20 protein-coding genes and 2 riboswitches are annotated in these 23,883 nt (G+C 42.5%); of the genes, 5 read left to right on the top strand and 15 right to left on the bottom strand.

Annotated features, from left to right (window positions below):
* Window positions 1-126 precede the first annotated feature (126 nt).
* The 9 genes from K2225_RS16695 to K2225_RS16735 form a co-directional block, all read right to left on the bottom strand.
* The gene (locus tag K2225_RS16695; RefSeq protein WP_220585781.1) at window positions 127-1,446 is read right to left on the bottom strand and encodes a Na+/H+ antiporter NhaC family protein; all 1,320 of its coding nucleotides are present in this window, start codon (window positions 1,444-1,446) and stop codon (window positions 127-129) included.
* A gap of 136 nt (window positions 1,447-1,582) precedes the next feature.
* Window positions 1,583-1,690, bottom strand: a riboswitch (SAM riboswitch).
* Window positions 1,691-1,761: 71 nt separating this feature from the next.
* Window positions 1,762-2,838 carry an ABC transporter substrate-binding protein gene (locus tag K2225_RS16700; RefSeq protein ID WP_220585782.1) on the bottom strand — a complete coding sequence of 359 codons (1,077 nt, stop codon included), beginning with the start codon at window positions 2,836-2,838 and terminating at the stop codon, window positions 1,762-1,764.
* Window positions 2,839-2,862: 24 nt separating this feature from the next.
* Window positions 2,863-3,636, bottom strand: a complete 774-nt coding sequence (locus tag K2225_RS16705; RefSeq protein WP_220585783.1) for an ABC transporter ATP-binding protein — start codon at window positions 3,634-3,636, stop codon at window positions 2,863-2,865.
* Between the two features lie 22 nt (window positions 3,637-3,658).
* A complete protein-coding gene (locus K2225_RS16710; RefSeq protein ID WP_220585784.1) occupies window positions 3,659-4,480 on the bottom strand; it encodes an ABC transporter permease in 822 nt (273 codons plus the stop codon).
* A gap of 104 nt (window positions 4,481-4,584) precedes the next feature.
* Window positions 4,585-5,931 carry a coiled-coil domain-containing protein gene (locus K2225_RS16715; RefSeq protein WP_220585785.1) on the bottom strand — a complete coding sequence of 449 codons (1,347 nt, stop codon included), beginning with the start codon at window positions 5,929-5,931 and terminating at the stop codon, window positions 4,585-4,587.
* Window positions 5,932-6,249: 318 nt separating this feature from the next.
* Window positions 6,250-6,957: a hypothetical protein gene (locus tag K2225_RS16720; RefSeq protein WP_220585786.1), complete on the bottom strand. Its 708-nt coding sequence runs from the start codon at window positions 6,955-6,957 to the stop codon at window positions 6,250-6,252.
* A complete protein-coding gene (locus K2225_RS16725; RefSeq protein ID WP_220585787.1) occupies window positions 6,954-7,703 on the bottom strand; it encodes a hypothetical protein in 750 nt (249 codons plus the stop codon). The genes K2225_RS16720 and K2225_RS16725 overlap by 4 nt, the downstream gene beginning before the upstream one ends.
* On the bottom strand, window positions 7,672-8,589 hold the full coding sequence (locus K2225_RS16730) for an ATP-binding cassette domain-containing protein (RefSeq protein ID WP_220585788.1): 918 nt from the start codon (window positions 8,587-8,589) through the stop codon (window positions 7,672-7,674). Before K2225_RS16730 ends, K2225_RS16725 begins: the two co-directional genes overlap by 32 nt.
* Entirely contained in the window at window positions 8,586-8,963 is a 378-nt protein-coding gene (locus tag K2225_RS16735) for a GntR family transcriptional regulator (protein ID WP_220585789.1), read from the bottom strand. The genes K2225_RS16730 and K2225_RS16735 overlap by 4 nt, the downstream gene beginning before the upstream one ends.
* 168 nt (window positions 8,964-9,131) lie before the next feature.
* Here K2225_RS16735 and K2225_RS16740 point away from each other — a divergent pair, with 168 nt between their 5' ends.
* Window positions 9,132-10,466, top strand: a complete 1,335-nt coding sequence (locus K2225_RS16740) for a short-chain fatty acid transporter (protein ID WP_220585790.1) — start codon at window positions 9,132-9,134, stop codon at window positions 10,464-10,466.
* Between the two features lie 168 nt (window positions 10,467-10,634).
* Here the strand turns inward: K2225_RS16740 and K2225_RS16745 are convergent, their stop codons facing one another.
* Together K2225_RS16745 and K2225_RS16750 are read right to left on the bottom strand one after the other, a co-directional pair.
* Window positions 10,635-11,357: an ion transporter gene (locus K2225_RS16745; RefSeq protein WP_370632778.1), complete on the bottom strand. Its 723-nt coding sequence runs from the start codon at window positions 11,355-11,357 to the stop codon at window positions 10,635-10,637.
* Between the two features lie 133 nt (window positions 11,358-11,490).
* Window positions 11,491-12,843, bottom strand: coding sequence for a hypothetical protein (locus K2225_RS16750; protein ID WP_220585791.1), 1,353 nt, complete (start codon window positions 12,841-12,843; stop codon window positions 11,491-11,493).
* 132 nt (window positions 12,844-12,975) lie between these two features.
* Here K2225_RS16750 and K2225_RS16755 point away from each other — a divergent pair, with 132 nt between their 5' ends.
* The 3 genes from K2225_RS16755 (at window position 12,976) to K2225_RS16765 (ending at window position 17,075) form a co-directional block, all read left to right on the top strand.
* Window positions 12,976-15,393, top strand: coding sequence for a putative bifunctional diguanylate cyclase/phosphodiesterase (locus tag K2225_RS16755; RefSeq protein ID WP_220585792.1), 2,418 nt, complete (start codon window positions 12,976-12,978; stop codon window positions 15,391-15,393).
* Window positions 15,394-15,686: 293 nt separating this feature from the next.
* Window positions 15,687-16,499, top strand: coding sequence for a CAP domain-containing protein (locus K2225_RS16760; protein WP_370632779.1), 813 nt, complete (start codon window positions 15,687-15,689; stop codon window positions 16,497-16,499).
* Window positions 16,500-16,802: 303 nt separating this feature from the next.
* Complete coding sequence (locus tag K2225_RS16765; protein WP_244157096.1) at window positions 16,803-17,075, top strand: hypothetical protein; 273 nt, start codon at window positions 16,803-16,805, stop codon at window positions 17,073-17,075.
* Between the two features lie 44 nt (window positions 17,076-17,119).
* Here K2225_RS16765 and K2225_RS16770 read toward each other — a convergent pair whose 3' ends face one another.
* From K2225_RS16770 to K2225_RS16780, 3 genes are read right to left on the bottom strand one after another with little or no spacing between them, the layout of a single operon-like run.
* A complete protein-coding gene (locus tag K2225_RS16770; RefSeq protein WP_220585794.1) occupies window positions 17,120-18,211 on the bottom strand; it encodes a Ger(x)C family spore germination protein in 1,092 nt (363 codons plus the stop codon).
* Window positions 18,208-19,299, bottom strand: coding sequence for a GerAB/ArcD/ProY family transporter (locus K2225_RS16775; protein ID WP_220585795.1), 1,092 nt, complete (start codon window positions 19,297-19,299; stop codon window positions 18,208-18,210). The genes K2225_RS16770 and K2225_RS16775 overlap by 4 nt, the downstream gene beginning before the upstream one ends.
* An 11-nt stretch (window positions 19,300-19,310) precedes the next feature.
* A complete protein-coding gene (locus K2225_RS16780; RefSeq protein WP_220585796.1) occupies window positions 19,311-20,723 on the bottom strand; it encodes a spore germination protein in 1,413 nt (470 codons plus the stop codon).
* A gap of 197 nt (window positions 20,724-20,920) precedes the next feature.
* Here K2225_RS16780 and K2225_RS16785 point away from each other — a divergent pair, with 197 nt between their 5' ends.
* Window positions 20,921-22,018, top strand: coding sequence for an oxidoreductase (locus K2225_RS16785; protein ID WP_220585797.1), 1,098 nt, complete (start codon window positions 20,921-20,923; stop codon window positions 22,016-22,018).
* 63 nt (window positions 22,019-22,081) lie between these two features.
* On the opposite strand, the gene K2225_RS16790 is transcribed toward K2225_RS16785, so the two are convergent.
* Window positions 22,082-23,302: a hemolysin family protein gene (locus tag K2225_RS16790; RefSeq protein WP_220585798.1), complete on the bottom strand. Its 1,221-nt coding sequence runs from the start codon at window positions 23,300-23,302 to the stop codon at window positions 22,082-22,084.
* Window positions 23,303-23,654: 352 nt separating this feature from the next.
* A riboswitch (purine riboswitch) is annotated at window positions 23,655-23,756 on the top strand.
* Window positions 23,757-23,883 lie beyond the last annotated feature (127 nt).

A 23,883-nucleotide genomic window follows, 5' to 3' on the forward strand; every position in this document is an offset into this window, starting at 1 on the left:
CCCTCATTTTCCAAAGCTTTCCTACTATTCCAAACGACTCATTTTAAAATAATATGTCATGATATTTTAAAATGAGTGTAAAAAAAGTACATAAAAAGGGCACCTGAATCAGGTGCCCCCCCCCTCTTAAGAAGCGTTCTTAAACACTGCTTTTCTTTTTTTAACTGTGAACCTCGGATATCGGAAAGCAATCGCTAAAAGACCGGCTCCAGCTGTGAGGATGGGATAAATGCAAAATGGAACAATCGCGACAGGAGAAATACTTGCGACACCCGCTACCGCCAGGATTTGGCCTCCATAAGGAATGATTCCCTGCACGGAACTGGCAAAGATATCGAGTATACTTGCAGAACGACGTCCTTCAATCCCATATTCATCAGAAATCCGTTTGGCCAGGGGTCCTGCTGTAATGATGGAAATCGTATTGTTCGCTGTAGAAAAATTGATGGCTGTCACAATCCCAGCAATGCCAAGCTCTCCACCACGATTGGAGTTCACTTTCCTGCTCACGGCTTGCAGCAAAAATTCGATGCCTCCATTCGCCCGGATCAGTTCCACAAGACCCCCCAGCAAAATCGCAATCATGGCAAGCGTCTGCATATTCGTAAATCCATCCCCTACGAGAGTTATGAATTCCATCCCGGAAAATTTACCAAGTAGGAGTCCGACTCCACCAGCAAAAACAATGCCGCCGATCAGGACATAAATGACGTTCACCCCGGCAATTGCAAATGCAAGTACTCCTAAGTAAGGCAGGATTTCAACAATATTGTACGAGTAGTTTTCGTTCAGACTAGCCGAAGCATCAGCGGTCATCACACCAAAAATGATGGCGGTAATGATGGCTGCCGGTAGAACGATGAAGAAATTCGCTTTGAACTTTTCTTTCATTTCGGTTCCCTGTGTACGAACAGCTGCAATGGTCGTATCCGAAATGACAGAAAGGTTGTCCCCGAACATCGCACCACTGACAATCGCCCCCATGACCAAGGCAAGACCGATGTCTGTCTGCTCGGCTACGCCTACTCCAATCGGGGCAAGCGCAACCACTGTACCTGTCGATGTACCCATGGATATGGAAATGAAGCAGCCGATCACAAACAAACCGACGACCATCCAACCGCCAGGGAGGTACGTTAGACCAAGGTTGACGGTAGATTCAACTGCGCCCATTCCGGATGCTACGGCAGCGAAAGCTCCCGCAAGTAAGAAAATAATGACCATTAAGATGATATTGGGGTGTCCTCCCCCTCTCGTCAATTGGGATATCTTCGTTTGGAAATCTGCTTTACGGTTCATGGTTAACGCAAAAAGGAGCGCTACGAACAGTGCGACCAGTACGGGCATTTGATAAAAATCCCCTGTGATGATGCCCGAACCAATGAAAAGTAAAATAAAGATCGCAAATGGAATAAGTGCGAAAGCGTTGCTCAATGGTTTTGTCATGATTTGACCTCCTTTATATATATAACTCATCAGAATAGTCGGTTTTATCGCGAGAAAAATACTGGTCTAAAAAAGACGGCAAACAAATAAGAGCCTTCTCACATAAGAAGGCTCTTGAAACGTATCCGTTCATTCCTTCTTATCTCTCAAGTGATCATCACTTGCTGGAATTAGCACCGGCCAACCGATGTTGGTGGTTGCTGAAGCTTCACAGGACCAGTTCCTCTGCTTCTCTTGATAAGAATTATTCAATTGAGTTAATGGTTACTTTACAATAAAAACCATTCGCTGACAAGAGTTTTTTCAGAAAAAGTATTATCGTTCGTATCGCCCGATGACTTCCATCGCTTTTTCTGAAAGAGATGTGTCAATGGCATCATTGAAGTCAATATCCCCACTGATGGCTCCGTTCGCATCATACATTTCGAATTGCTTCTTAATATCGTCGATGAACATTTCACCGTTCGGATCGAGCCCTGTTACACCGACTTTCTTCCAAACACCAGCGTCTTTCAACGCCGTATGCTTTGTCATGATTTCAATGACTTCATCCAGTCCCTTATCATATAGGAACGCATCATTGTAATCACGTACCCCTTTCAAATAAGCTGCCATAAATCGGACGGAAACGTCGGTGTCCTTTTCAATAAAATCAGGAGACCCGAGGACCATCGCAATTTGTGCATCCGGAGCGAAATCTGTGGCGTCACCGAAGCGGACGTGCAGATCCTGCGCTTCTCCCTGGGTGATCAGAGGCTCGATTTGCAAAGCAGCATCAATCGATTTGTTGCCCATTGCTGCAAGCATGTTTCCAAAATCAGACATGAGGACAAATTCGACTTCGTCTTCCGTCAACCCGGCATGTTCAAGCATACGCTGAAAAATATAATCATCGACGGCATTTCTCGATGAAACGGCAATCCGCTTCCCTTTCAAATCACTATAGTCTTTAATTTCATCCTGCAGATCTTCACGGATCACAAAGCTGAAGTACGAGCTGCCATCAAAATAGTGCCCTTTATCAGCGATGATTTTTACGTCAATGCCCTGAGCGATGGCATTGAAAAAGGAAGCTGTAGATACGCCGCCGGCAATATCCACCTCACCCGCTGCCAGCGCTGGAAGCATGTCGTCACTATTAGCGAACGTTGTGAACTTGATATCAATGTTGTAATCATCAAAATATCCTTTTTCCTCGGCAATATAAAATCCGGCTCCCGATGCGGCCCCGTCTTCAGCAATGACCACCGTCGCTTTTTTATCTAATGGGGCAAAATCGCCGTCAGTGATTTCCCCGCTGCCTGTATCCTCCCCATTATCCCCGGAGGCACAGCCGAACAACACAAAGATGATGAACAAAAAAGAAAACAGATGACATACTTTTTTCACCATGGGATTCCAATCCCCTTTCTTTCACTATTTACGCGAACGCTGCACTTCATCCTGAAGGTGATTCCATATCTCGACAAAATGTTCCGCCATCAAAGGATCCGCCCGTACCTGCTCCATATTCCTAGGACGCGGCAGGTCAATTCGCTTTTCATCAATGATGGTGCCGGGCTGCGAGCTCATTAACAGGATCCGATCGCTAAGTAGGAGCGCTTCATCTATGCTATGGGTAATAAATAAGACCGTTTTCTTCGTCTCCGACCAAATATTCAATAATTCTTCCTGCAAAATGAATTTGTTCTGCTCATCCAGTGCAGCAAATGGCTCATCCATGAGGAGGATTTCTGGATCGTTCGCAAATGCTCTGGCAATACTGACGCGCTGTTTCATTCCGCCGGACAGCTCTTTTGGATAGAGTTTAGCGAATTTCTCAAGCCCCACTTTGTTCAAATAATAAGCGGTACGTTCCTTGATTACGTCTGCAGGCAAATGCCTCATCTTTAAACCGAAACTGACGTTGCCTTCAACGGTCAACCACGGGATGACCCCGCGTTCCTGAAAAACCATTGACTGCAGCGGGCGTTCTTTTTTGCTTTTCGCAATCGTAAAGGTCCCCCCGCTTGGCTTTTCTAACTCAGCCAGAATCCTTAATAAAGTCGTTTTCCCACAACCGCTCGGTCCGACGAGACAGACGAATTCCCCGTCTGCAATATCAAGCGAAATCCCTTCTAATGCCGTCACGCGGCTCTCTTTTTTATAAAAAACCTTCGTTAAATCCTTGATCGATATTTTAGCCTCCATCCTTTGTCGCTCCTTTCATCAGTTAGCGCCATGGCAGCAGCTTGGCCTGCAGTCCCCGTAGAATAATGGAAAACAAATAGCCGAAGAACGAAATGAGTACGAGTCCGACAAACATTTCTTTTAACAAAAAGGCTTTATACGATGTCCAGATCAAATACCCAATCCCTGAGTTGGCTCCCATCATTTCTGCCGCGACAATGGTCAAAAGTGCAATCGCCTGCCCCATTTGAATGCCCTCAAGCATGACCGGCAGTGAACCAGGCAAAGCGATTTTGAAAAAGAACTGCTTCGAATCCGCTCCATAATTCTTCGCAACATCCAAATAAATGCGGTCAATGTTCACAACACCCGCTACTGTATTAATGACGACAGGAAAAAACACACTTCCCGCAATCGTCACCACTTTGGATACTTCACCGACACCAAATAAAATGATGATGATCGGCAGAAGCGCAAGGGTTGGAATCGGCATCAATGCCATGATTAGTGGCGACAGGAAATGCCGGATCGGTCCATATAGCCCCATCAGGAGACCAATCACAATGGCGGGTATGACCCCCAGCAAAAAGCCCGCGAAAATACGAAACAAAGAAATGCCGACATGATGAAACAGCTCTCCGCTCATCCCCATCGCCCAGAACGTTCCGATAATCTCTGTCGGCGGCGGGAAGAAACGGGCATCAATCAGTCCCGTTCTTGATAAAAACTCCCAAAGCAAAACAATGAAAATCGGCGAGGATATGGTCAATATCTGCTTCAGACGATGCTGCATCTGGCGCTTTTTCCATTCTTGTTTTTCCATTTGTAAAGGGTCGGTCATAGATTCCCTTAAGCCATCTTTCATTCTCACCACCTCTACCGCTAATTTATGTGCGAACGCCCAATTGTGTGAAATTGTTCCTTTTATGCCATCTATAAAAGAAAAAAAACGCCATATAGGCGTCTTTTTCACTCATTCTCTTTATTGTTTTCCTCAAGATTCGTCGCCAATTCTTCCAACTTCTTTTCTAATACTTTCATAAAAGCGACCTTTCCTTCTTGATTTCCTGAAGGTGAAACTTCTTCTCCAAAGATGTACCTCATGTGTTCCTCCATCTGTGAAAAAAACTCCCCTTCTCCGATTTGTTCAAGATAGGGAGGAGACTGGAAAGCATCCAATTCTTTTTTCAATGCTTCGTTCTCTTTCCTCTGCTTTTCTGATTCATTATTGAGCTTACTTATTTTTGTAAGCATTCGTTTTGTATCTGCTTCATTAGCAGAAAGAGATTTTTGTAACCTTTTCACTTCTCCCTTGACGGTCTGACACTCTTCTTTCCATTTACTCACTTCTTTATGGGCGTCTTGTTTCTCTTTCAGCCTTTCCTTCTCAAACTGTTCTTTTTCTTTCCGATAGGTGTTTTCTAATTCTGAATAATCGTCTCTTGCTTTAGCCAGAGATTCTTTCACACCTTTTATTTCTTCCATGAAGGTTTGTGAACGCTGAGTAAGTTCTTCATTCTTTTTTTCTAACTCTTCCTTATTCTTTTTCCAAATTCCCACTGCCTTTGAATGCTTTTGATTGGATTCATCCAATTGTTTTTTTATTGTTATGCTTTCCTGTTGAGCTCTCTTTTTCATCTTCAGCTCATTGAGTCTCGCGGTCCGCTCATTATTGAAGTTATTTTGCAGAAAAGAAAAATCTTGTTGTGCTTGTAAGACCATTTGTTCTTTCTGCTCAAGACGTCTGTTTAACTGTGCACATTCATTCTCCAGTTTATCAATTTCAAGAGAAAAGTTTTTCTTTGTATCGGCTAGATATTCTTTTAGTTTCTTCACTTCTTCTTCCGCTTCCGCTTTAGCTTCTGTTACTATTTGTAGTTTTTGCTGAATTTCCGCATAGCTTCTTTGTAGCATGGAAAGATCTCTTTGAGATTGGAAGAGTCTTCTTCTTGTCTCTCCCAGTCCGCCCTCCAGGTCCTGAACTTTACCAGATAATTCTTTTTCCTTATGGCTCCACCCGATCGCTCGATTTTGCCAATCCTTTATTTCAGTCTTGTATTTTTCCTCTTGTTCCTCATAACGATTTACTCGTTCCTCAAACCCTTGAATTCTCCGCGTTAACTCTCCATTTAAGACAGATTCTTCATGATTCCATTGTTCAATTTTCTCTTGTAATTCTTCATTCTCTACTTTTAATTTCTCCAGTTGGGAGTAATGATAATTATCTTGATAATCCTTCACCTTTTTCTTGTATTTGTCCAACTCAGCCCTATAATAAATCAACTTCTGCTGTAACTGGATAGGATCCTTTTTCACTCTCTCCGCCCCCTTTTAACAGAAAACCGATTGCTCCATTTTATGTTAGAAGTTTTTCATTTATCACTTTCTCCCCTTAACGATTGAGCCGTCTCCATTTAAGGTAGGACTGCTTATGATATATATAAGAAAGGAGAAGGAATATGAGAAATAAAAAACATCGAGAAGCTCTAAGACAAAGAACACAACAAAAAAGCGAGACAGACACTACCCAAACACCAAGAAAACGAACTCGTAAACAAGCAGGCGGCTGTGGGTGCGGCAAAAAAAAGAAATAAATCATAAAAAGAGAATGGAAGCTAACCTTCCATTCTCTTTTTATGATGGATTCACTTCTGTATAAGCATTCTGATCAGCAACAACATCCAGCCCTTCAGGGACACGAATATAAAGCGCGGACCCGTTCCAATGGGATACGGTAGTCCTTCCCCACGCATAGCCATTTTCTTCACCGAACAGGCGGAAAGGAAATTCAGTGCCAAACATTTTATATTTCAAGTTCAATGTTTCTCCTGGATAGATTGAAAGTGTTGTCGCACCCAGGACCACGGCCGGCATATACTTCTCTTCCACTTCGTATCCGTTGACTGTCAGGGGTGTCTGATAATAGAAGGCTTCCACGGTCTCAGTAAGTTCGTCTGTATGTTCGACGAAAATGTTGACCCCGTTCACATCATTTTCTAATACTTGAAGAACAATTTGTTCGTCGTTAAAAGGAAACGACCATTCATGGATGCGCCACTCTTCCATGTCATCCACCTTTCCTTCATGAACGGCTTCATAGAATTGCTGAGATTTCTGCTCTGCATCTCTATCATTCTCTTGTCCTCTCAATTCCGTGCTGCCAATGGGAAGGACGAGAAAAACAATCGTGGAGCCAACTAACAGGACAGAATAACCGATAAGCATCCAGAGTCCCGTCTTCCCACGAGCAAAACCGAAGCGTGAACTTTTCTTAATGAGAAGGCTTAAAGCAATAAAAACCGCAAGCAAGATCAGGACCGGCAAGAAAGCTACAATAATCATTGCTTCACCTCCAGACGGTTAGAAACCAACACAGCGAGAGCGTAGAAAATAGTCGTCGCAGAGAGAGTCTTCAGTGTGAAAAGCCACGCATTGCTTTCCTCAAAAAAGAATTCAAAGAAATATACCTGAACTGGAAATCCGCCTCTATATAACAAGATCATTAAACCGATGACAACGACTGGAAGAATAATGACGAGCATTTTGTTCAACTGAACAATCATTCCAGCCAGATAGCCTAAGCTGCTGAACAAAAAAATGATAAGAATGGTCGCAACCATACCAAGTAACCATGCGCTCCCATTCCCTACACCCTGAGTAAGAAGCATTTCTTCTCCAGGCAATATAAAATAGGCAAATAGTTTCAAAGTAAAACTGGACAGCAAAGCGGTCACCGCACCAATGACACATAGGACAAACAGAAAAGCAATCGTCGAAAGTGTACTCGTCTTCCTATTTGTAACAAATGCGAAATCATCTTCCCGATACGCTTTCGTCGTTAATAGAAAAGCCGTAAGAAATCCCCAGAAAATCGTGAAACCTACCACGATGTCTGCGGTGTAATAGGTAATGTTCACATCGTATCCTGTTCTTCCGCTACCCATTGAACCGGAACCATTCAATGAAAACAAGAGTCCGAGAAGCTGGATGACCACAAGAGAAGTGAATACACCTGTATAGGATTTCCATTTATAGCCGATTTGCTTTTTGACGATTTCAGACGTCTGTACTTCGATCAAAGACATCATCCACACTCCCCTTTCCATGTTGAGGTTCAGTTAGGTAGATACATAAATCGTTCGCTTTAACAGGTGAAATTTGAATCCCTGCCTCCTGCATGCGCCGGTATTCATGATCCGTAAAATCGTTTTTCACTACCACGTAGCACGTATCAAACGCCTGCTCTTTTTTCCATAGAATCTCTTTTTCTATTAGGAATGAATCAACCACATCTCTCTTTCCAGTGAGACCCAATCCATATTCCTTTAAGTCATCCATCGACATGTGCAGTCTCAAAGACCCCTCATGAATCACAAGCACTTCTTCGAGCAGATCTTCCATCTCTTCTAGATGATGCGTCGATAATAGAATGGTTCTCGGATGCGCTAAGTAATCCTTCAGTAGGGCACGGTAAAAGTCTTTTCGGACGGCTGCATCCATCCCTGTCGTTGGTTCATCAAAAATCGTAAGTGGGGACCTTGAAGCAAGGCCGACAATCATGTTGAACGTACTTTCTTTGCCCTTGGACAGCTCGTTATGATGCTGCCTTGAATCAAATCCGAAATAATCGAACAAACTTAGTGCTAAGTCATGGTCCCAATGGTGGTAAAACCGCTTGCCCTCCTCAAGAATTTCTTTTAAGGTGAGCGCTGTCGGAAAATTCATAGCATCATCGATATAAATCGTATTGGCAGACACGAACAAGTTGTTGAACGGTTTCCTTCCATACACCTCGACAATTCCTGACTTCTCCTTCAATAAACCAGCGATGATCTTCAGCATCGTCGTTTTCCCTGCTCCATTTCTGCCGATTACACCGACAATTTTATTTTCTTCAATAGAAAAAGAAAGGTCGTTCAGCGCATTCATCCGATAATAACGCTTATTCAAATCCTTACATTTAATTGCTTTCATTCTTGATCTCCCTTCCAAGCATCTCTGACCAGCTTAATGGTTTCATCCTTTGAAAGCTCAAGTCTTCCGGCTTCCATGACGAGGTCTTCAACTAAATTTCTCAGTGTCTGATTTTTTCTTTTATCCATAATGATTTGTTTAGCGTTGGTCGAGACAAACTTCCCTAGTCCTCGTTTGTCGTAGAGAATCCCTTCTTCTGCAAGCTTCGTCAGACCTTTGGCAGCTGTGGCTGGGTTGATATTATATAGATCGGCCAGTTTGTATTGCGAATAAACTTTTTCATCCGCCTGAAAGTTTCCACGCAAAATTTCGCTTTCCAGCCATTCGGCAATTTGAATATAGATTGGTTTCAAGCCGTCGGTATCGAGAATCAATGGATCACCTACTCTCTAAATGGGTGCATTAGTGTTGTAATGTAGTATATGACCATTTCTAACTTTTGACAAGGAAAAAAATACACTTGGGTCTTGAAATTTCCTGCCCACTAATGGAGACTTAATGGTGTAGTTGTAAGCGATTACATAATTAGGAGGTTGTTTAGGATGCTTCGAGGAATCACAAACTTTTTCGATCGGATGGTGCAGCGTTTCTTACCAGATGCGTTTTTGTTCGCCATCATTTTGACACTTGTCGTTTTTGGTTTAGGGATTTTCTTCACAGGCAGTTCACCAGGACAAATGGTGCAATTTTGGGGAGACGGCTTTTGGAATCTTCTCGCCTTTGCCATGCAGATGTCTTTGATTGTTGTCACGGGATACATACTTGCTAATACTCCTTTGGTTAAAGCCGCTTTATCTAAAATAAGTACGCTCGCCAAAACTCCGGGACAGGCCATTTTGTTAGTTACTTTCGTAGCCGGAATTGCTTGTGTGATCAACTATGGCTTCGGACTTGTAGCTGGGGCGCTCCTGGCCGTCCATGTAGCGAGACGAGTGCCAAACGTGGATTATCGTTTATTAATGGCCAGTGCTTATAGTGGATTCATTCTTTGGCACGGAGGTTTTTCAGGATCCATTCCATTGACCATTGCGACAGAAGACCATTTTCTAGCCGATTCGATTGGTTCCATCGCTATTACGGACACCTTATTCAGCAGCATGAATATTTTTATCATCGTGACTTTACTTCTATCTCTCCCTCTACTTAACTTGTGGTTACTTAAATCCAGTGGTGACCTTAGTAAAAACAATCTCGACTTCTTAGAAAACGAAGATAAGGCCGAGCAGCAAATGGCCGCCACTACTGCCGACCTGACTCCGGCAGAACGTATGGAAAACAGCAAGATCATCTCTTACTTAATTGGGGCGCTTGGTCTCGCGTTTATCGTCTATCACTTTGTTAGAAATGGGTTTGACCTCAATATAAATATTGTGAACTTTATTTTCTTATTCCTAGGAATCCTTTTTCATCAGACACCAAGAAGATTTTTGAACAGCGTGAACGATGGAGTGAAAAATGCTGGCGGAATCATCATTCAATTCCCTTTCTATGCAGGCATCATGGGCATGATGGTCGCATCTGGTCTATCTGATCAAATGTCGAATTGGTTTGTGAGCATTTCAACCGAATTCACGTTTCCCGTGCTCGCTTTTATCAGTGCCGGGATTGTTAACTTTTTCGTCCCTTCCGGAGGCGGACAGTGGGCGGTTCAGGCTCCGATTATGATTCCAGCTGCGATGGACCTTGGCGTCAGCACCGCCAAAACGGCGATGGCCGTGGCCTGGGGGGATGCGTGGACGAACATGATCCAGCCATTCTGGGCCTTGCCGCTACTTGCAATAGCCGGATTGAAGGTAAAAGACATTATGGGCTTCTGTGTCATTATTCTGCTATGGAGTTTTATTCCGATTTCGATTGCTTTGCTATTTTTCAACTAAACATACAACTTTACTTACTTCACAGTTAAACATAAAAGGCGAAGTTGCTGAGTTTCAGTTAAAAAAACTCAGTTGGTTAGAAACGTTTGTATGCGTTTAGGAACTACGGAAAAGGTTAGGAATTAGAAAAGGATCGCTGTCCAGCAATTGGACAGCGATCCTTTTGAGTTACCCTGTTTTATTATTCTTACGATCTTGCTCGCGTAACATTTGCTTCAGCTCATCAAGATCATTCATAATCTTCGCCATATCTTTACTTTCTTCCTCCGCATGTTCGGAAAGCTGCTGGGCATTATTGACGATTTCACCAATAATCAGATTCAAAATGATGAAAGCAGAAACAACAATAAAGGAAACAAAATAGATCCATGACCACGTGATTTCAGCAAAAATCGGACGGAAGACGCCACTTGCCCAACTCTCCAATGTAAACACTTGGAATAATGTCAACGTACTGAGGCCGACATTTCCAAAGTATTCAGGAGCGATGTCCCCAAAGAAGGTGACCCCGATTATCGCATATACATAAAAGATGATACCCATGAGAATCATGACGGACCCAATGGCGGGAATGGCAAGGAATAAAGCGCTTGTCAGCCTCCTTAGAGAAGGAACAACTGAAATCGTCCTCAGCACTCGAAGCACACGTAATATTCGTAACACGCCAACGAAATGAGTGTTATATAGCACGAGACTTCCAAATACGATGACAAAGTCGAAGATGTTCCAACCATCTTTAAAAAAGTAGCTGCGATAAACGACAAGCTTTAAAATGATTTCAATCGTAAAGATCGATAAAACCAAAATGTCCAAGAATATGAATAATGACTGGTAGCTTTGATAAATTCTGTCATCTGTAGAGATTCCGATAATGACAGCATTGATCAAAATAACCGCTAATATAAAGCGTGAAAAACTTTTATGTTCAATGAAATGGCGTAACTTGATTCTCTTCTCCCCACTTTCTCCCCAATATGACTCTCTCGTCTTTTATATAAGATTTACGCTCAGCCGTCAATCACCTTTATGCCCACTTTTGGATATCGACACACAATTGCTGATAAGCCTTCGATTCATCCATCATCTGCTTGTCTGCATACACTTTCGAAAGCCATCTGAGCGGCTCGGGTGTACTCGGTTTGAGCTCCATTTCCATTTGAAAACATTCAATGGATTTCTCAAGCTGATGAAATCCATAGTACAGTTCTCCGAGCTCCTGCATACAATCCAGGTCTTCCCGGATTTCATTCATTCGTTCCACTTTTCTCATGAGCGAGCTCTTCTTCGGGAAAGACTTTAGAGAATCATAGACTTGTTCAACCTCCATTGTGTCCAGCAATCTTATAACGAAGGTATCCAATAGCTCCCTTGTTTCTTCCGGGTGCTGAGCTGTGATTCGACTCATGAAAGGCATAAAGTACACGGGATCCTCATGAAAACAATTTTTTTCAAGTAAGGACGTCATCTGCTTGAATTGTTTCTCATTCAGCATGAGTTCCCGTTCGGTGTAAAGACGCGCCGCTGCATTTGTATTTTCTTTTACTACGTAATGTTGAAAAAGATCTTCATTTACGGATGGGAAGGATGGCATGGTTTGAGACATTCGCTCAAGTAAGAAGGTTCGGCTATCGCCATCGAAGTATCTAGACAGGCAGTCACGATACAATTGGTAGTTTTCGGGGGTCGGTTGGTTATAAAAATGAGTTAACAGATGAGATGACGCTTCAACCCATCGATGCTCTTGCTCCAAAAGACGTTGGTGGTCTTCGAATATTGCATAGGTTTCCTTAAACAACGGGTCGCGTTCCATGAGTGTGTGCGATTGTTCTAAGTATAGGTTGGCAAGTTCTCGGTAGGAGAGGTCATTGGCCATTTCTTTCACAAACTTGTTGTTCGGTGCAAAGTCACGCATCACCCGAATCACCCGATATGCTCCGGACATGTTTCCTTCACGACGGTATTGATAAAAGAGAGATTTCATATCCTGGAATAATTGTTTCTTGGGGATGAATGATTCAAAAAAGGTGAGGATTTTCGCCTGTTCCTGTCTGGAATATGGACGTTCAATTTTCTTTTTCAGCTGAGGATAGCTGACTTTGTGTAGAGGGGCGTTCATTTCAATCAAAGCTTGTAAATATGGGTGCGGGGATTCATAAATTGTCCCTTCTTTGAGTGCACGGGCTACATAGGATTGAAGCTTTAACCGTGTCGTCCGGACAGCCGTCAGATATTTTTGCTTATAAAAGAAGAGCATATGGCACCGGGATTGATCATCGAACGTTTCGACCAGCTGCATCTGCTCATAAAAAACAATACGGGATGGAACAAGCGCTAAATCTTTCTTCGGCTGCTTGACATGAATGGTCATTGGTTTCATCAACATCCGCCTCCCTCTTTTCTTCACTATATCACACTGGACGTTCTATGGTAAAAATAAGGCTTTTTGTAGAATATTTTAAATAATACGATTATAATGGTTCTAAAGATCTAGGAAAGGGAGTGAGAATACATGGGTGTCCAGCTACTGTTTCTAATCGTCGGTACCCTCAGTTGTATCACACTGATGAAATTGATCATGTTCATCACGCGGGGGCAATGGAAACAAAAATTGAATGAAGTGAGCCTCTCTTTCATCCTCGCCCTCTTATGTGGATTTATACTGACATGGATCCCCACCCTTGCGATGTTATTTCAACAATCCATTCCTTTCACCACCCACTCTTTCTTTCTATTTGGAAAAAACATTCTTATCTTTACTGCTTTCTTTTTCCTTACCTTCCTCACGATGAGCTACATTGGTAACAAGAAATTAAAAGCAGATCCCCTACAGCAGAAAAATGTGCAAATGCACCTATTCTTAAGCTTGGCGATCAGTCTATTTCTCCTGTTCTATACATATATCCTGACGAATTTTTATTCCAACACCATCATGCTCAGCAAAGAGAACATCATATCTTCCTTACTTTTGATGCTCGGGACCATTTATACCGCGACAAGGATCTTTGAACATATTCATATAGAAGAGGTTTTTATAAGAAAATCGAGGTCTTCCTTGACCATACATAGTCTTTTCGGCTTAATCGGAATTGCTCTATGCTCCGTGCTTTATGCGTTTATAGAGCGTCTTTTCTTAAACAACAGCTTCTTGATGACGACCGTCGAATGGACGAGCGTGCTCACGTTGTTCACGATCACTATTACATATATTGAACATCAATTCACCCATCAACAAGACCAATTACAGAAGAAACACGAAGAGCTGCAGGAACAAGAACAAAAATACCGCTCCCTCCACGATTACAATCCTGATGCCATTTTCCACTTGGACATGGAGGGCCGTTTTACAGCGTTTAACCATTACGCCTACGAACTGACAGGTTTTCCTCATGAAGAATTGATCCAGCTCAGTATTCCCGATTTGATCGTTCCAGAGGAAGCCCAGCGTGTGGTTCATTTTTACGAGCGAGTGAAAACCGGAGATACAGCCAACTTTGAGTCTTCTTTGACTAAGAAGAATGGAGAACGACGCTCCATCCTTGTCACAGGCATCCCTATAAAAGTCCAGGGGCGGGTGACCGGAGTGTACGGGATTGTCAAAGACATCACCGAAGAACGGATGGCCCAGGAAAAAATCAATTTTCTCGCCTATCACGATGAACTCACTTCACTGCTCAACCGTAGGGGAATGAAAAAGGAAATTGAAAAGCTGACCATGGATGATAAGCGCCCTTTGGCAACCGTCCTGATCGACATCGACCTTTTCAAACACATTAATGACCACCTCGGTCACATGGCGGGAGACGAACTTCTTCAGCTGGTTGCTGAAAGACTAAAGACCATTGTCCGGAGCAAAGATTTGATTGCCCGCATCGGTGGAGATGAATTTTTATTGTGCTTTCCCGAAATTGAAGATCGGCACATGGTCCGTCAAACGATTGAAAACATCCACGAAACCATGAAAGAAATCTTTACGATCGGCGATTATTATAAGGATGTCACGTTAAGTGTCGGTGTGTCCTACTTCCCTGAAGACGGCAGAGATTTTGATACACTCATCAAGCATGCGGATATGGCCATGTACGAAGTAAAACGCAATGGCCGGAACAACTATATGGAGTATGCCGCCGCTTTTGAAGAAAAAAACGTCTCTGAGATCGTCCTTCTTGAAGATCTGAAAGCGGCCATCGACAAAGAAGCCTTCGAGCTTCACTATCAACCTAAGATTCATTTAATTTCTGGAAAAATCCAAGGTGTGGAAGCACTCATCCGTTGGGACCACCCGGAAAATGGAATGATTAGTCCTGGCTCCTTCATCCCACTAGCCGAACGGAGTGACCTGATTATCCCTCTTGGGTTGTGGGTGTTACGGGAAGCTTGCCGACAATATGTCGAATGGAAGAAGAAACATGCGCTCGACTTCCATTTGTCGGTCAACATTTCAACAAAACAGTTTTTGCATCCAGACTTCACTCAAATGGTACTCCTTATCTTAGAAGAAACCGGCATGTCTCCCTATCATCTTGATTTGGAAATTACCGAAACGCTGGCCATCGAAAACACCGAAGAAACGATAAGTAAGATACGGATTCTACGTGACATTGGCTTGCAAATCACGATGGATGACTTCGGGACCGGCTACACGTCCTTAAGCTACCTTTCCATGTTTGCACTGGACCGAATTAAAATCGATCGCTCGTTCATTTGCAGTTTATCGAGTAACCGTAACCACGCGGTCATCGTCCAATCCATCATATTCGTTGCGAAAAACCTCGGTATTGCGGTAACCGCAGAAGGGGTTGAAAACGAAGAACAAATAAGGATCCTAAGAGAATGGAATTGTGAAGAAGCGCAAGGGTTTTACTATAGTAGACCATTGCCTGCAGGAGTTTTGTCAGGTGTGCTGCAAAAGGAGTCCATCCTCTCATGAAGCCTTTAATCCCATCCTAATCTTTGTAAAACTGCTGTCACACTCGTAAAAAACAGACCTTTTTCAAAAGTCTGTCAACCCAGATAAACTAGTAAAATATCTATTCAAAGGTTTTTTATTCCAAAAAAATGCTTTATAAGATTTTTCAAAAAAACTGAGATTAAAGGCCCCTCGAATCTAACAATCTTCTCTTATAATCTAATGGAAATATCATCCTCCTATGTTACAAAAGTTCAGTGGTACGATGGAGTCGTTCCAAAAAACAAAGGTTTCAAGGAGGAATTTTCAACATGATGAAAAAATCATTGATTGTATCAGGAGCGCTCGCTCTATCCTTACTAGCATCACCAGCTACTTCCCTTGCATCGACAGGTGAAGTACAGCAAAACGTACAAGTAGAAACAAAAACGATTCAAATAGATTCCAGCCAATTGAACAACTGGATCACTAAAAATGAAGAAGCTCTAAAGAACAACAATCTTCAACAAGTAGATTTCCAGTCTTTCTTTGATCAATTCGCACAAAAATATCAGCAAGCACCACCAGAACAACCAAAACAAGAAGAGCCAAAAGCAGAAGCACCTGCAAAAGAAGAAACTAATCAAGAAGAGTCTAAACAAGAAGCGCCTGCTCCACAACCTGAAGCAGAACAAGCTCCAGTACCAGAGCAGCCTGCTGAAGAAGAAGTTCAAAAAGAAGAAAACACCCAAGAAGAAGCAACATCTGAAGTATCTGCATTTGAAAAACAAGTCGTTGAGTTAACGAACCAAGAGCGTGAAAAACAAGGACTTGCTCCACTGAAGCTAGACACTGAACTAAGCGCCGTAGCTAAAGACAAGTCTCTTGATATGCAGCAAAACAACTATTTCTCTCACAACAGCCCGAATTACGGTTCTCCATTTGACATGATGAAGTCTTATGGCATCGACTACCGTACAGCTGGTGAGAACATTGCCATGGGACAAACGACTCCAGAAGAAGTTGTCCAAGGCTGGATGAACAGTCAAGGTCACCGTGAAAACATCATGAACCCTAACTTCACTCATATTGGTGTAGGTCATGCTGAAGACGGAAACTACTGGACACAAATGTTCATCGGTAAATAATAGAATGATAGGCAGTCGCCACCGGGAATCTCCCGGTGGCTTTTTTTGGTAGTCGACCGCTCTTTGGCGCGACTCGACCGCTCTTTGGCGCGACTCGACCGCTCTTTGGCGCGAAAGGTCATCCTCAAATAGGATGACCTTTCGCTTACAGAAATTTATCTTTCACTAGACTAGCAGTAGGCATTTTTCACAAATCTGTGAACGAATGACTTTTTTTCTTTTTTATTTGTCCAAAACCTATTGCAATTAGTCTGAATATTCCATAAAATCAATCATAATTTAACTATATCAAATCAAAAGGAAGTGTTCTTTTTGAATACAAAAACGGTGAGTCATCTTTACAACGTCTGTCCCCTTTGCCACGGAACCGGAACCTACAAGGAATATGATGACAGCAAAGCGAATATGATCATGGATCACTATAGCCGCGTGAATCATGCGAGTGAAAAGACGGCATGGAAAATGGCAGTTGAAGAAACGAGTTACAGCACAGAATGTGGGCGTTGCCATGGGAATGGTCATGTATTGAACGATGAAGGCGAGGAAATGTACCGGGCTTTGAAGCAGTTTGCTTAAACAAAAAATCCTGTGTGACCTTCTATCACACAGGATTTTTTCATTTAAAGCAAGCCTCCCGTCTTCTCAATCACAACTTCTACACCCACCTGGATCTCAACCTCTTTATACTCTTTCTCCCAATCGAGACGTTTCCATTCTTCCGGATATTTCGCCGCTATTTCCATCCCGATTCCTAACGGGTCACTTTGTGCTTCCTGAAGGACGGTTATCACTTCCTTCATTCTTTTTGTCAACTCTTCTTCTGCTTGTGCTTCCATATCTTTGAGGTCTGACTCTCTTAGTGGATTTTCATTAAGTTCGGTTTTTAATTTCAGCTCAAGACTGCTAGTAATCGCCCCGTCTTTGGAGACCTTAGTAACGAGCTTCCTCTTGAGTCCCATAATAGACAACTGATATGTCTGTTCAGGATTTTTTTTATAAGGGATAAAAACATCTGCTTTAAAACCTAGATCATCGCGCATGAGCAGTAAGAGGGTAGCCTGTCTGGTGTCCAAGTCTTTTCCAGTATATTTGTCTTGATTAAAAAGAGCTAAACCGGTGATCTTTGACAAATCGTTTTCTTTTTCCACGAGGGGGAGAACGGGGTCAATTCTTTCATCACCCATTTTATTCCATAAAGTGAACAAGGTTTCTTTCGGAAGGAGTGTGTTGAGTTCTGCGGAACGAACACTGTTCAATACACGAAAAGCAATTGGACTTTCGTCATTATTAATACTTAGAACTTCTAATGCTTCCCCTTTCACTACGACCACTTTCGAAGGTAAGTACCCGAGATTACCACGGTAGAAGGGCTCCAGTAATGGATCGATCCCTTCTTTAGAGAGCTCATCACCCAAAAAAACGATAAATGTTTTTGTAACGTCCATACGTCCTGACACATAATTCTTAATCTCATGCCCGAGTTCTCCAGTGGTCGGTCCTATCGTGGTTAAAAATTCATCTCTTACTTCGATTCTTCCTCCCCCCTGTGATTTAATGTTCAGGGCCCGTATGCCTCCTCTAATAAGGTTTGGGTCTTCTTCAGATTTATCGAAACTGATGCCGTTAATAAGTCTCCGATCGCTTAAATTTTCCTGATCCCAGCAACCGGCAAGCAACAACAAAGATAACAACAGAAATATGCCTTTCTTCATGTGTTCACCTTCTTCTTTTTCAATAGGTAAGATAAGAGAATAAGCAAGGCAGGAAGAAAAAATACAACAGCATAGATGGTGTACTTCAAAATTTGATCATACAACTGAAAAGCTTCCACACTGTAGGAAGCTGAAACAACCAGTAGAAAAATAATGATCCCGCTTATGATAACTGTCCATTGAAAGGGTTTCCCTTCGCCCGCGATACTTTTACTGGCAATCAGCAAATAAATAATTACCGATGCCGTCATAGGACCAAGCCAGATAAATACAAACAATAGATCGATACGATCAACCGTTCTAAACGATAGAGAACGCATTAAATAAAGGACGGGCTCTCTTATCTGCTTCAGGACATCTGGACTGAAAACCATCACACAAAGAACAATGACTACAAAATAAATCAGTGTAATAGTAGCGTTGGAAAGTGAAACCGTGCGTAAAAGCTTCGAATGTTTCATATGTACATATGGTCCAATAAACAACATCAGTTCAAACCCTAATACTGCGAACAAGTCCGCTTCAGTACTTTTGATCACCTTTAAAAAACCGGATTCGCCCACCGGCATCAAATGACGTACTTCAAGAGGGGTTTGAAATAAAATAAGCGTCAACAGGATAAAGACAGGTATGAGCACTACCGATAAAACAACTAAATAACGAGCTACGACAGGATAGTCCGAAAAGGTTAGATACATGCTGAGTGCAATAATCAATAAGGCGATGGCCCATACGGGTGTAAAAGGGAGTAGCCAGTTGTTCACCAAATTAACCAAAAGGATCATAGAATACGCACCTATGATTAAAAAGCCGACATAGTTGACCATATTTATTGCTCTTCCAATATAAGGACCTGTAATTAATAACGGAATTTCATGATAGGATGTGCCTGGGAACCTTTTAATTAACAACCAATAGATGATCATTGTAAGTTGTACAAGCGCTCCCGCAATAAGTACAGGCATCCAGGCATTCTGTTCTACTTCCATCTCCAATAAATTGGGCAGCGAAAGAAGACCTATTCCTAACTGGGCTTGAATAATCATCAAGTAAATCTGAAGTTTCGTGAGCAAACGGCCGTTTTTCAATGAAATCCCTCCTAGCTTGGAGATGCCCCGTTTTTGTTTGGTTTACGAAGTATAAAATCTCCCATTTCATTCGTTCTTAATGGAGCTAATGGGGCGAAATAAGGTTCTCCGAAAGATTCCAGTTTGCATAAGTGAATAATGATGGCCATTAATATGATTGCGATGCCGAATAAACCGAATAAAAACGCCGCAATCATTGAGACAAAACCAAGCAGTCGTGAGATGACGGCCATCTGATTAAAAGGAGCGGCAAATGAGGCAATGGCTGTCAGACCAATGATGACGATCATCGTATTGGAAACCAGTCCGGCTTCCACAACCGCTGTCCCAATTACAAGACCTCCGACAATCCCGATCGTTTGCGCAATAGGAGACGGAAGCCGAATAGCTGCCTCTTTTAAAATCTCCAAGATGACCTGCATCAGTAATGCCTCTAATATAGGCGGAAAAGGCACATATTCAATAGATGTACGAATGCTGTAAAGAAGACCAAGAGGTAAAATTTCTGCATGAAAACTGACAATGGCGATATACATAGCTGGAAGTGTCACAGCAATCAAAAAGGAGATCAAACGAATGATCCGGAAGAAGGACCCAACAATCCACTGCATCGAGTAGTCATCGACCGATTGATAGAAAGCAAAAAAAGTCGTCGGTAAAACGAGTACTTCCGGGGTACCGTCCACAATCAATACCGCTTTTCCTTCAAGCAGATAAGACGCAGCACGATCCGGCCTTTCCGTGCTTAAAGCCTGTGGAAACGGAGAATGCTTATTATCCTGAATCACTTCAAGAAGGCCTGTCGACGTCTGCAATTTTCGAAGATTGACGCTGTTTAATTTTTCTTCAATATGATGAAGAACTTTCTGATCAATCACCTCATCAATGTACATAAGAGCAACGTTTGTATCTGTTAAATGGCCAAACACATATTTTTTCATCTTAAAAGAGGGGGCTTTGATCCTCTTCCTCAAAAGCATCAAATTTGTATCTATGGACTCTCCGAATCCATCATGCGGACCACTGATAATATGCTCCGAATCAGGCTCTTTGATCGCCCGTTTTTCCTCCACAGGCACAGAAGCTAAAATAGCTTTTTCTTCCCCTTCAATTAACAAGGCACAACTTCCACTCAGAAGTTCAGAGACTAGTGTGTGAACCGTAACCGTCTGCTTGTCCTCTGAAACTTGAAGGGTTTCAAGAGCATTCTTTCCTTTGCTTAATTTGAGAGGGCGGATGATATAGTCCATCACCTTATCCTTGGCAGCTAGTGAATCAATGTAAAGGATCTTCCCCTTCTTATGTCCAAAGACAACCGCTTCCACAACTAAATCTTCTGTGTGAAAAAAAGCTTGTTGAATAAGCTCGACATTCTGATCCAAATTATCAGTAAGCATCCGTTCATTGCTCTCCATCTGCGACATAGGTCCCCCTCCTCCCTTATAAATTCCTCTCCTCTTAGCTTGTAACGCAAAAATAAATTTATGCGATAGCCAAGCGGGTGAATGTTTATAATCGCCGCCGGAGAATATGAATGTGGTGGAGCTGAGCATTTATTTTGAAACTGAGATAAAAATCAAGTAACCTTTATTACAATGATCATAAGAAAGGTGGATGTTCCATGTTATTTGATTCCTATAAATTAGACAGCAAACAATTGGACAACCGTTATGTCGTAGCTCCGATGACTAGAATCAGTGCCGAAGCGGACGGCCGTGCTAACGATCGTATGACAAAGTATTATCAGCGTTTTGCCAAAGGTGGATTCGGTGCCATCATCACGGAAGGCATTTATCCCGATACGACCTTCAGCCAGGGGTACAACAATCAACCCGGGATTGCGACAGATATCCAGGCAGATGCTTGGAAACCGATTGTGAATGCTGTTCACGATGAAGGAAGCATTATCATCGCTCAGCTCATGCATGCAGGGGGCCAAAGCCAGGGAAATGCGTACACCGATGAAACGATCGCACCTTCTGCCATCGCTCCAAAAGGAGAACAATTGGGCTTTTATGGAGGTTCAGGCGCATTCCAGACGCCACGTGCGATGGATGATCAGGACTTCTTAGAGGTGAAAGAAGATTTTGTAGCAGCTGCGCGTCGTGCAAAGGAAGCTGGTTTTGATGGAGTGGAAATTCACGGAGCCAACGGCTATCTTCTGGATCAATTCTTAACCGATTACTTAAACAAGCGAGAAGATGAGTATGGAGGATCGGTTGAAAACCGTCTGCGTTTTATGTTGGAAGTCGTGGATGAAATCCTGGCAGCAGTCGGCGAAGACTTCATCATCGGAATCCGTATCTCTCAAGGTAAAGTCGCCGACCAGACCCACAAATGGGCCGGTGGTGAAAAAGAAGCCGAGCAGATCTTCGGTGCACTAGGGAAGACGGGATTGGATTACATTCACGTCACAGATGGTGATGCGACAGCCCCTTCCTTCGGTGAAGGATCCAAGACGCTTGCCGGTGCTGCTAAGACTTACGGCGGCATCACGGTCATCGCCAACGGGCAACTTCAGGAGAAAGAGCGTGCTGAGAGCCTTCTCGATTCAGGGCAAGCCGATCTTGTTTCCATAGGTACTGGAGCACTTGCCAATCCTGATTTACCGAACAAGGTGAGAGACAATGTTGAACTGAATGCTTTCGATTTTGAAAAGATCTTGCTACCACAAGCCGAAGTGAAAGACCACGAACTCAATGCACCAATAAGAAAATAAACATGAAAGAAGACCCGGTCCCATGTGATAGTGACCGGGTCTTTCTTATGTTCAATTTCAAAATCATTTAACGATCTGTACTTTTCGTACCATACGTCCTTCAATTTCCAACACTTTAAATGTTAGATGATTTTGTTCCAATACATCCCCTTCATTAGGAAAATCATTGAATTCCTTAATCAGGTAACCTGCAAGGACATCTTCCTCTTCCGGAATTTCTGTATCAAAAATAGAGTTCAGACGGCGCAAGGTGATTTTCCCATCACAGATCAACACTGTTTCTGATATTTTTTCAATGATGGAATCACTCTCTACATCCATCTCATCTTCAATTTCCAAACCAATCATCGCTTCAATGACATCTTCATGGGTTAGAACTCCCTCGGTTCCCCCATACTCATCCAAAACAATAGCCATGTGTTTTTTCTCTTTGGTCATTTTCCTAAACACCCATTCAATCTTATGGAACTCATAGACAACCAAAGGATCTTTGTACGTGTATTCCATGAACGGCTTTTCCGGTTCCATCGCCCACGAAATTAAGTACTTCGAGTGGAAAACGCCGATGATATCGTCAATGTCCTCCCCATAAACAGGATAGCGGGTGAATGGATGTTGAACCACCATGTCACGGACTTCTTCAAAAGTAGCTTCCTTGTCAATCGCAATCATATCGACCCGCGGCGTTTTCAGCACATCTTTTACGTTCAAGTTATAAAAATCAAGCACACCTTTGATCCTATGGGATTCTGCTTCATTAAACGTCCCCTCAGAGTCGGCAATGTCTACCATGGTGCGGAGCTCTTCTTTTGAGATGGACGATTCATTCTTCTGCCCTTTTGATAAAGCACTGGTTATAAATCCTGTTAGCCGGTTCAATACAATGGTGATGGGTTTAAACACAATGACAAAAAAACGAATGACTGGATATACAGTTAGAGCAATGCGATCTGGAAAAGCAGCGGCCACCGACTTTGGAATGACCTCCGAAAAAATAATAATGGTTACCGTCAAGATGGCAGAAGCCACCCCAACACTAAATCCATATTGAATAGCTAATGTAGTCACAAGCGTTGGTAACAGGATATTAGCGATATTATTCCCAATTAAAATAGTAGTGATGAACTCACTGGGGTGTGAGAGTAAATCTAGTAATTTACCTGCTTTTTTATCGTCTTTCTTTGCTCTCGATTGAAGCTTCATTTTGTTAGCTGCTGTAAGAGCCGTTTCACTTCCTGAGAAGAAAAGCGACACGAACAGCAAAAAGATGATCGCAATGATCACGGGGCTATTCCTCCTTGAATGATGGACAATTTTTAAGTATGAGGGCTAGAAAATGGTCTCCCTCTCCTTGTTCACGGTTTGCATTTTTTCAGTCTCAACCTCACACACAAAATGTCAGTAGCACCTATTGTACACTACATCCTTTTCCCTTAGAAGAAATATGAAAACTACACCTTCCGTGTACTGGAGTACTCATTTATGAAAAGGAATTCTTTAGAGAAGCTCCATTCGTATGGAAGCCTTTGTATGATACCCTTATAGAATCTTCTGTATTGATTTAGAATATTTAGTATATTAAAACATTACACTAATCTCTTGTCACGTTCTTTTTCGTCTGCTAGAATTTCAAACTATCAACTTCATACGGATTCCTTATATAAATGTGGAAATATGGTCCACAAGTCTCTACCTGGCTACCGTAAATGGCCGGACTATAAGGAAAGATACGTTCAGGCTCTTTTATATGACCTGTTCTACCTCTTTCCTTTTTACTATGGAAAGAGGTTTTTTATTTATATTAGGTTGTCAGACATCCTACCTCCACAAGAAGGAATCCGTAAACTATTCCAAGGAGGAACACA

The sequence above is a fragment of the Halobacillus sp. Nhm2S1 genome (assembly GCF_019599545.1).
Taxonomy (GTDB): Bacteria; Bacillota; Bacilli; order Bacillales; family Halobacillaceae; genus Halobacillus.

Excerpts from the sequence above, each read along its gene's own strand:
- K2225_RS16695 (WP_220585781.1), bottom strand. The coding sequence starts at position 1,446 with ATGACAAAACCATTGAGCAACGCTTTCGCACTTATTCCATTTGCGATC.
- K2225_RS16700 (WP_220585782.1), bottom strand. The coding sequence starts at position 2,838 with ATGGTGAAAAAAGTATGTCATCTGTTTTCTTTTTTGTTCATCATCTTT.
- K2225_RS16705 (WP_220585783.1), bottom strand. The coding sequence starts at position 3,636 with ATGGAGGCTAAAATATCGATCAAGGATTTAACGAAGGTTTTTTATAAA.
- K2225_RS16710 (WP_220585784.1), bottom strand. The coding sequence starts at position 4,480 with ATGAAAGATGGCTTAAGGGAATCTATGACCGACCCTTTACAAATGGAA.
- K2225_RS16720 (WP_220585786.1), bottom strand. The coding sequence starts at position 6,957 with ATGATTATTGTAGCTTTCTTGCCGGTCCTGATCTTGCTTGCGGTTTTT.
- K2225_RS16725 (WP_220585787.1), bottom strand. The coding sequence starts at position 7,703 with ATGATGTCTTTGATCGAAGTACAGACGTCTGAAATCGTCAAAAAGCAA.
- K2225_RS16730 (WP_220585788.1), bottom strand. The coding sequence starts at position 8,589 with ATGAAAGCAATTAAATGTAAGGATTTGAATAAGCGTTATTATCGGATG.
- K2225_RS16740 (WP_220585790.1), top strand. The coding sequence starts at position 9,132 with ATGCTTCGAGGAATCACAAACTTTTTCGATCGGATGGTGCAGCGTTTC.
- K2225_RS16750 (WP_220585791.1), bottom strand. The coding sequence starts at position 12,843 with ATGAAACCAATGACCATTCATGTCAAGCAGCCGAAGAAAGATTTAGCG.
- K2225_RS16755 (WP_220585792.1), top strand. The coding sequence starts at position 12,976 with ATGGGTGTCCAGCTACTGTTTCTAATCGTCGGTACCCTCAGTTGTATC.
- K2225_RS16760 (WP_370632779.1), top strand. The coding sequence starts at position 15,687 with ATGAAAAAATCATTGATTGTATCAGGAGCGCTCGCTCTATCCTTACTA.
- K2225_RS16770 (WP_220585794.1), bottom strand. The coding sequence starts at position 18,211 with ATGAAGAAAGGCATATTTCTGTTGTTATCTTTGTTGTTGCTTGCCGGT.
- K2225_RS16780 (WP_220585796.1), bottom strand. The coding sequence starts at position 20,723 with ATGTCGCAGATGGAGAGCAATGAACGGATGCTTACTGATAATTTGGAT.
- K2225_RS16785 (WP_220585797.1), top strand. The coding sequence starts at position 20,921 with ATGTTATTTGATTCCTATAAATTAGACAGCAAACAATTGGACAACCGT.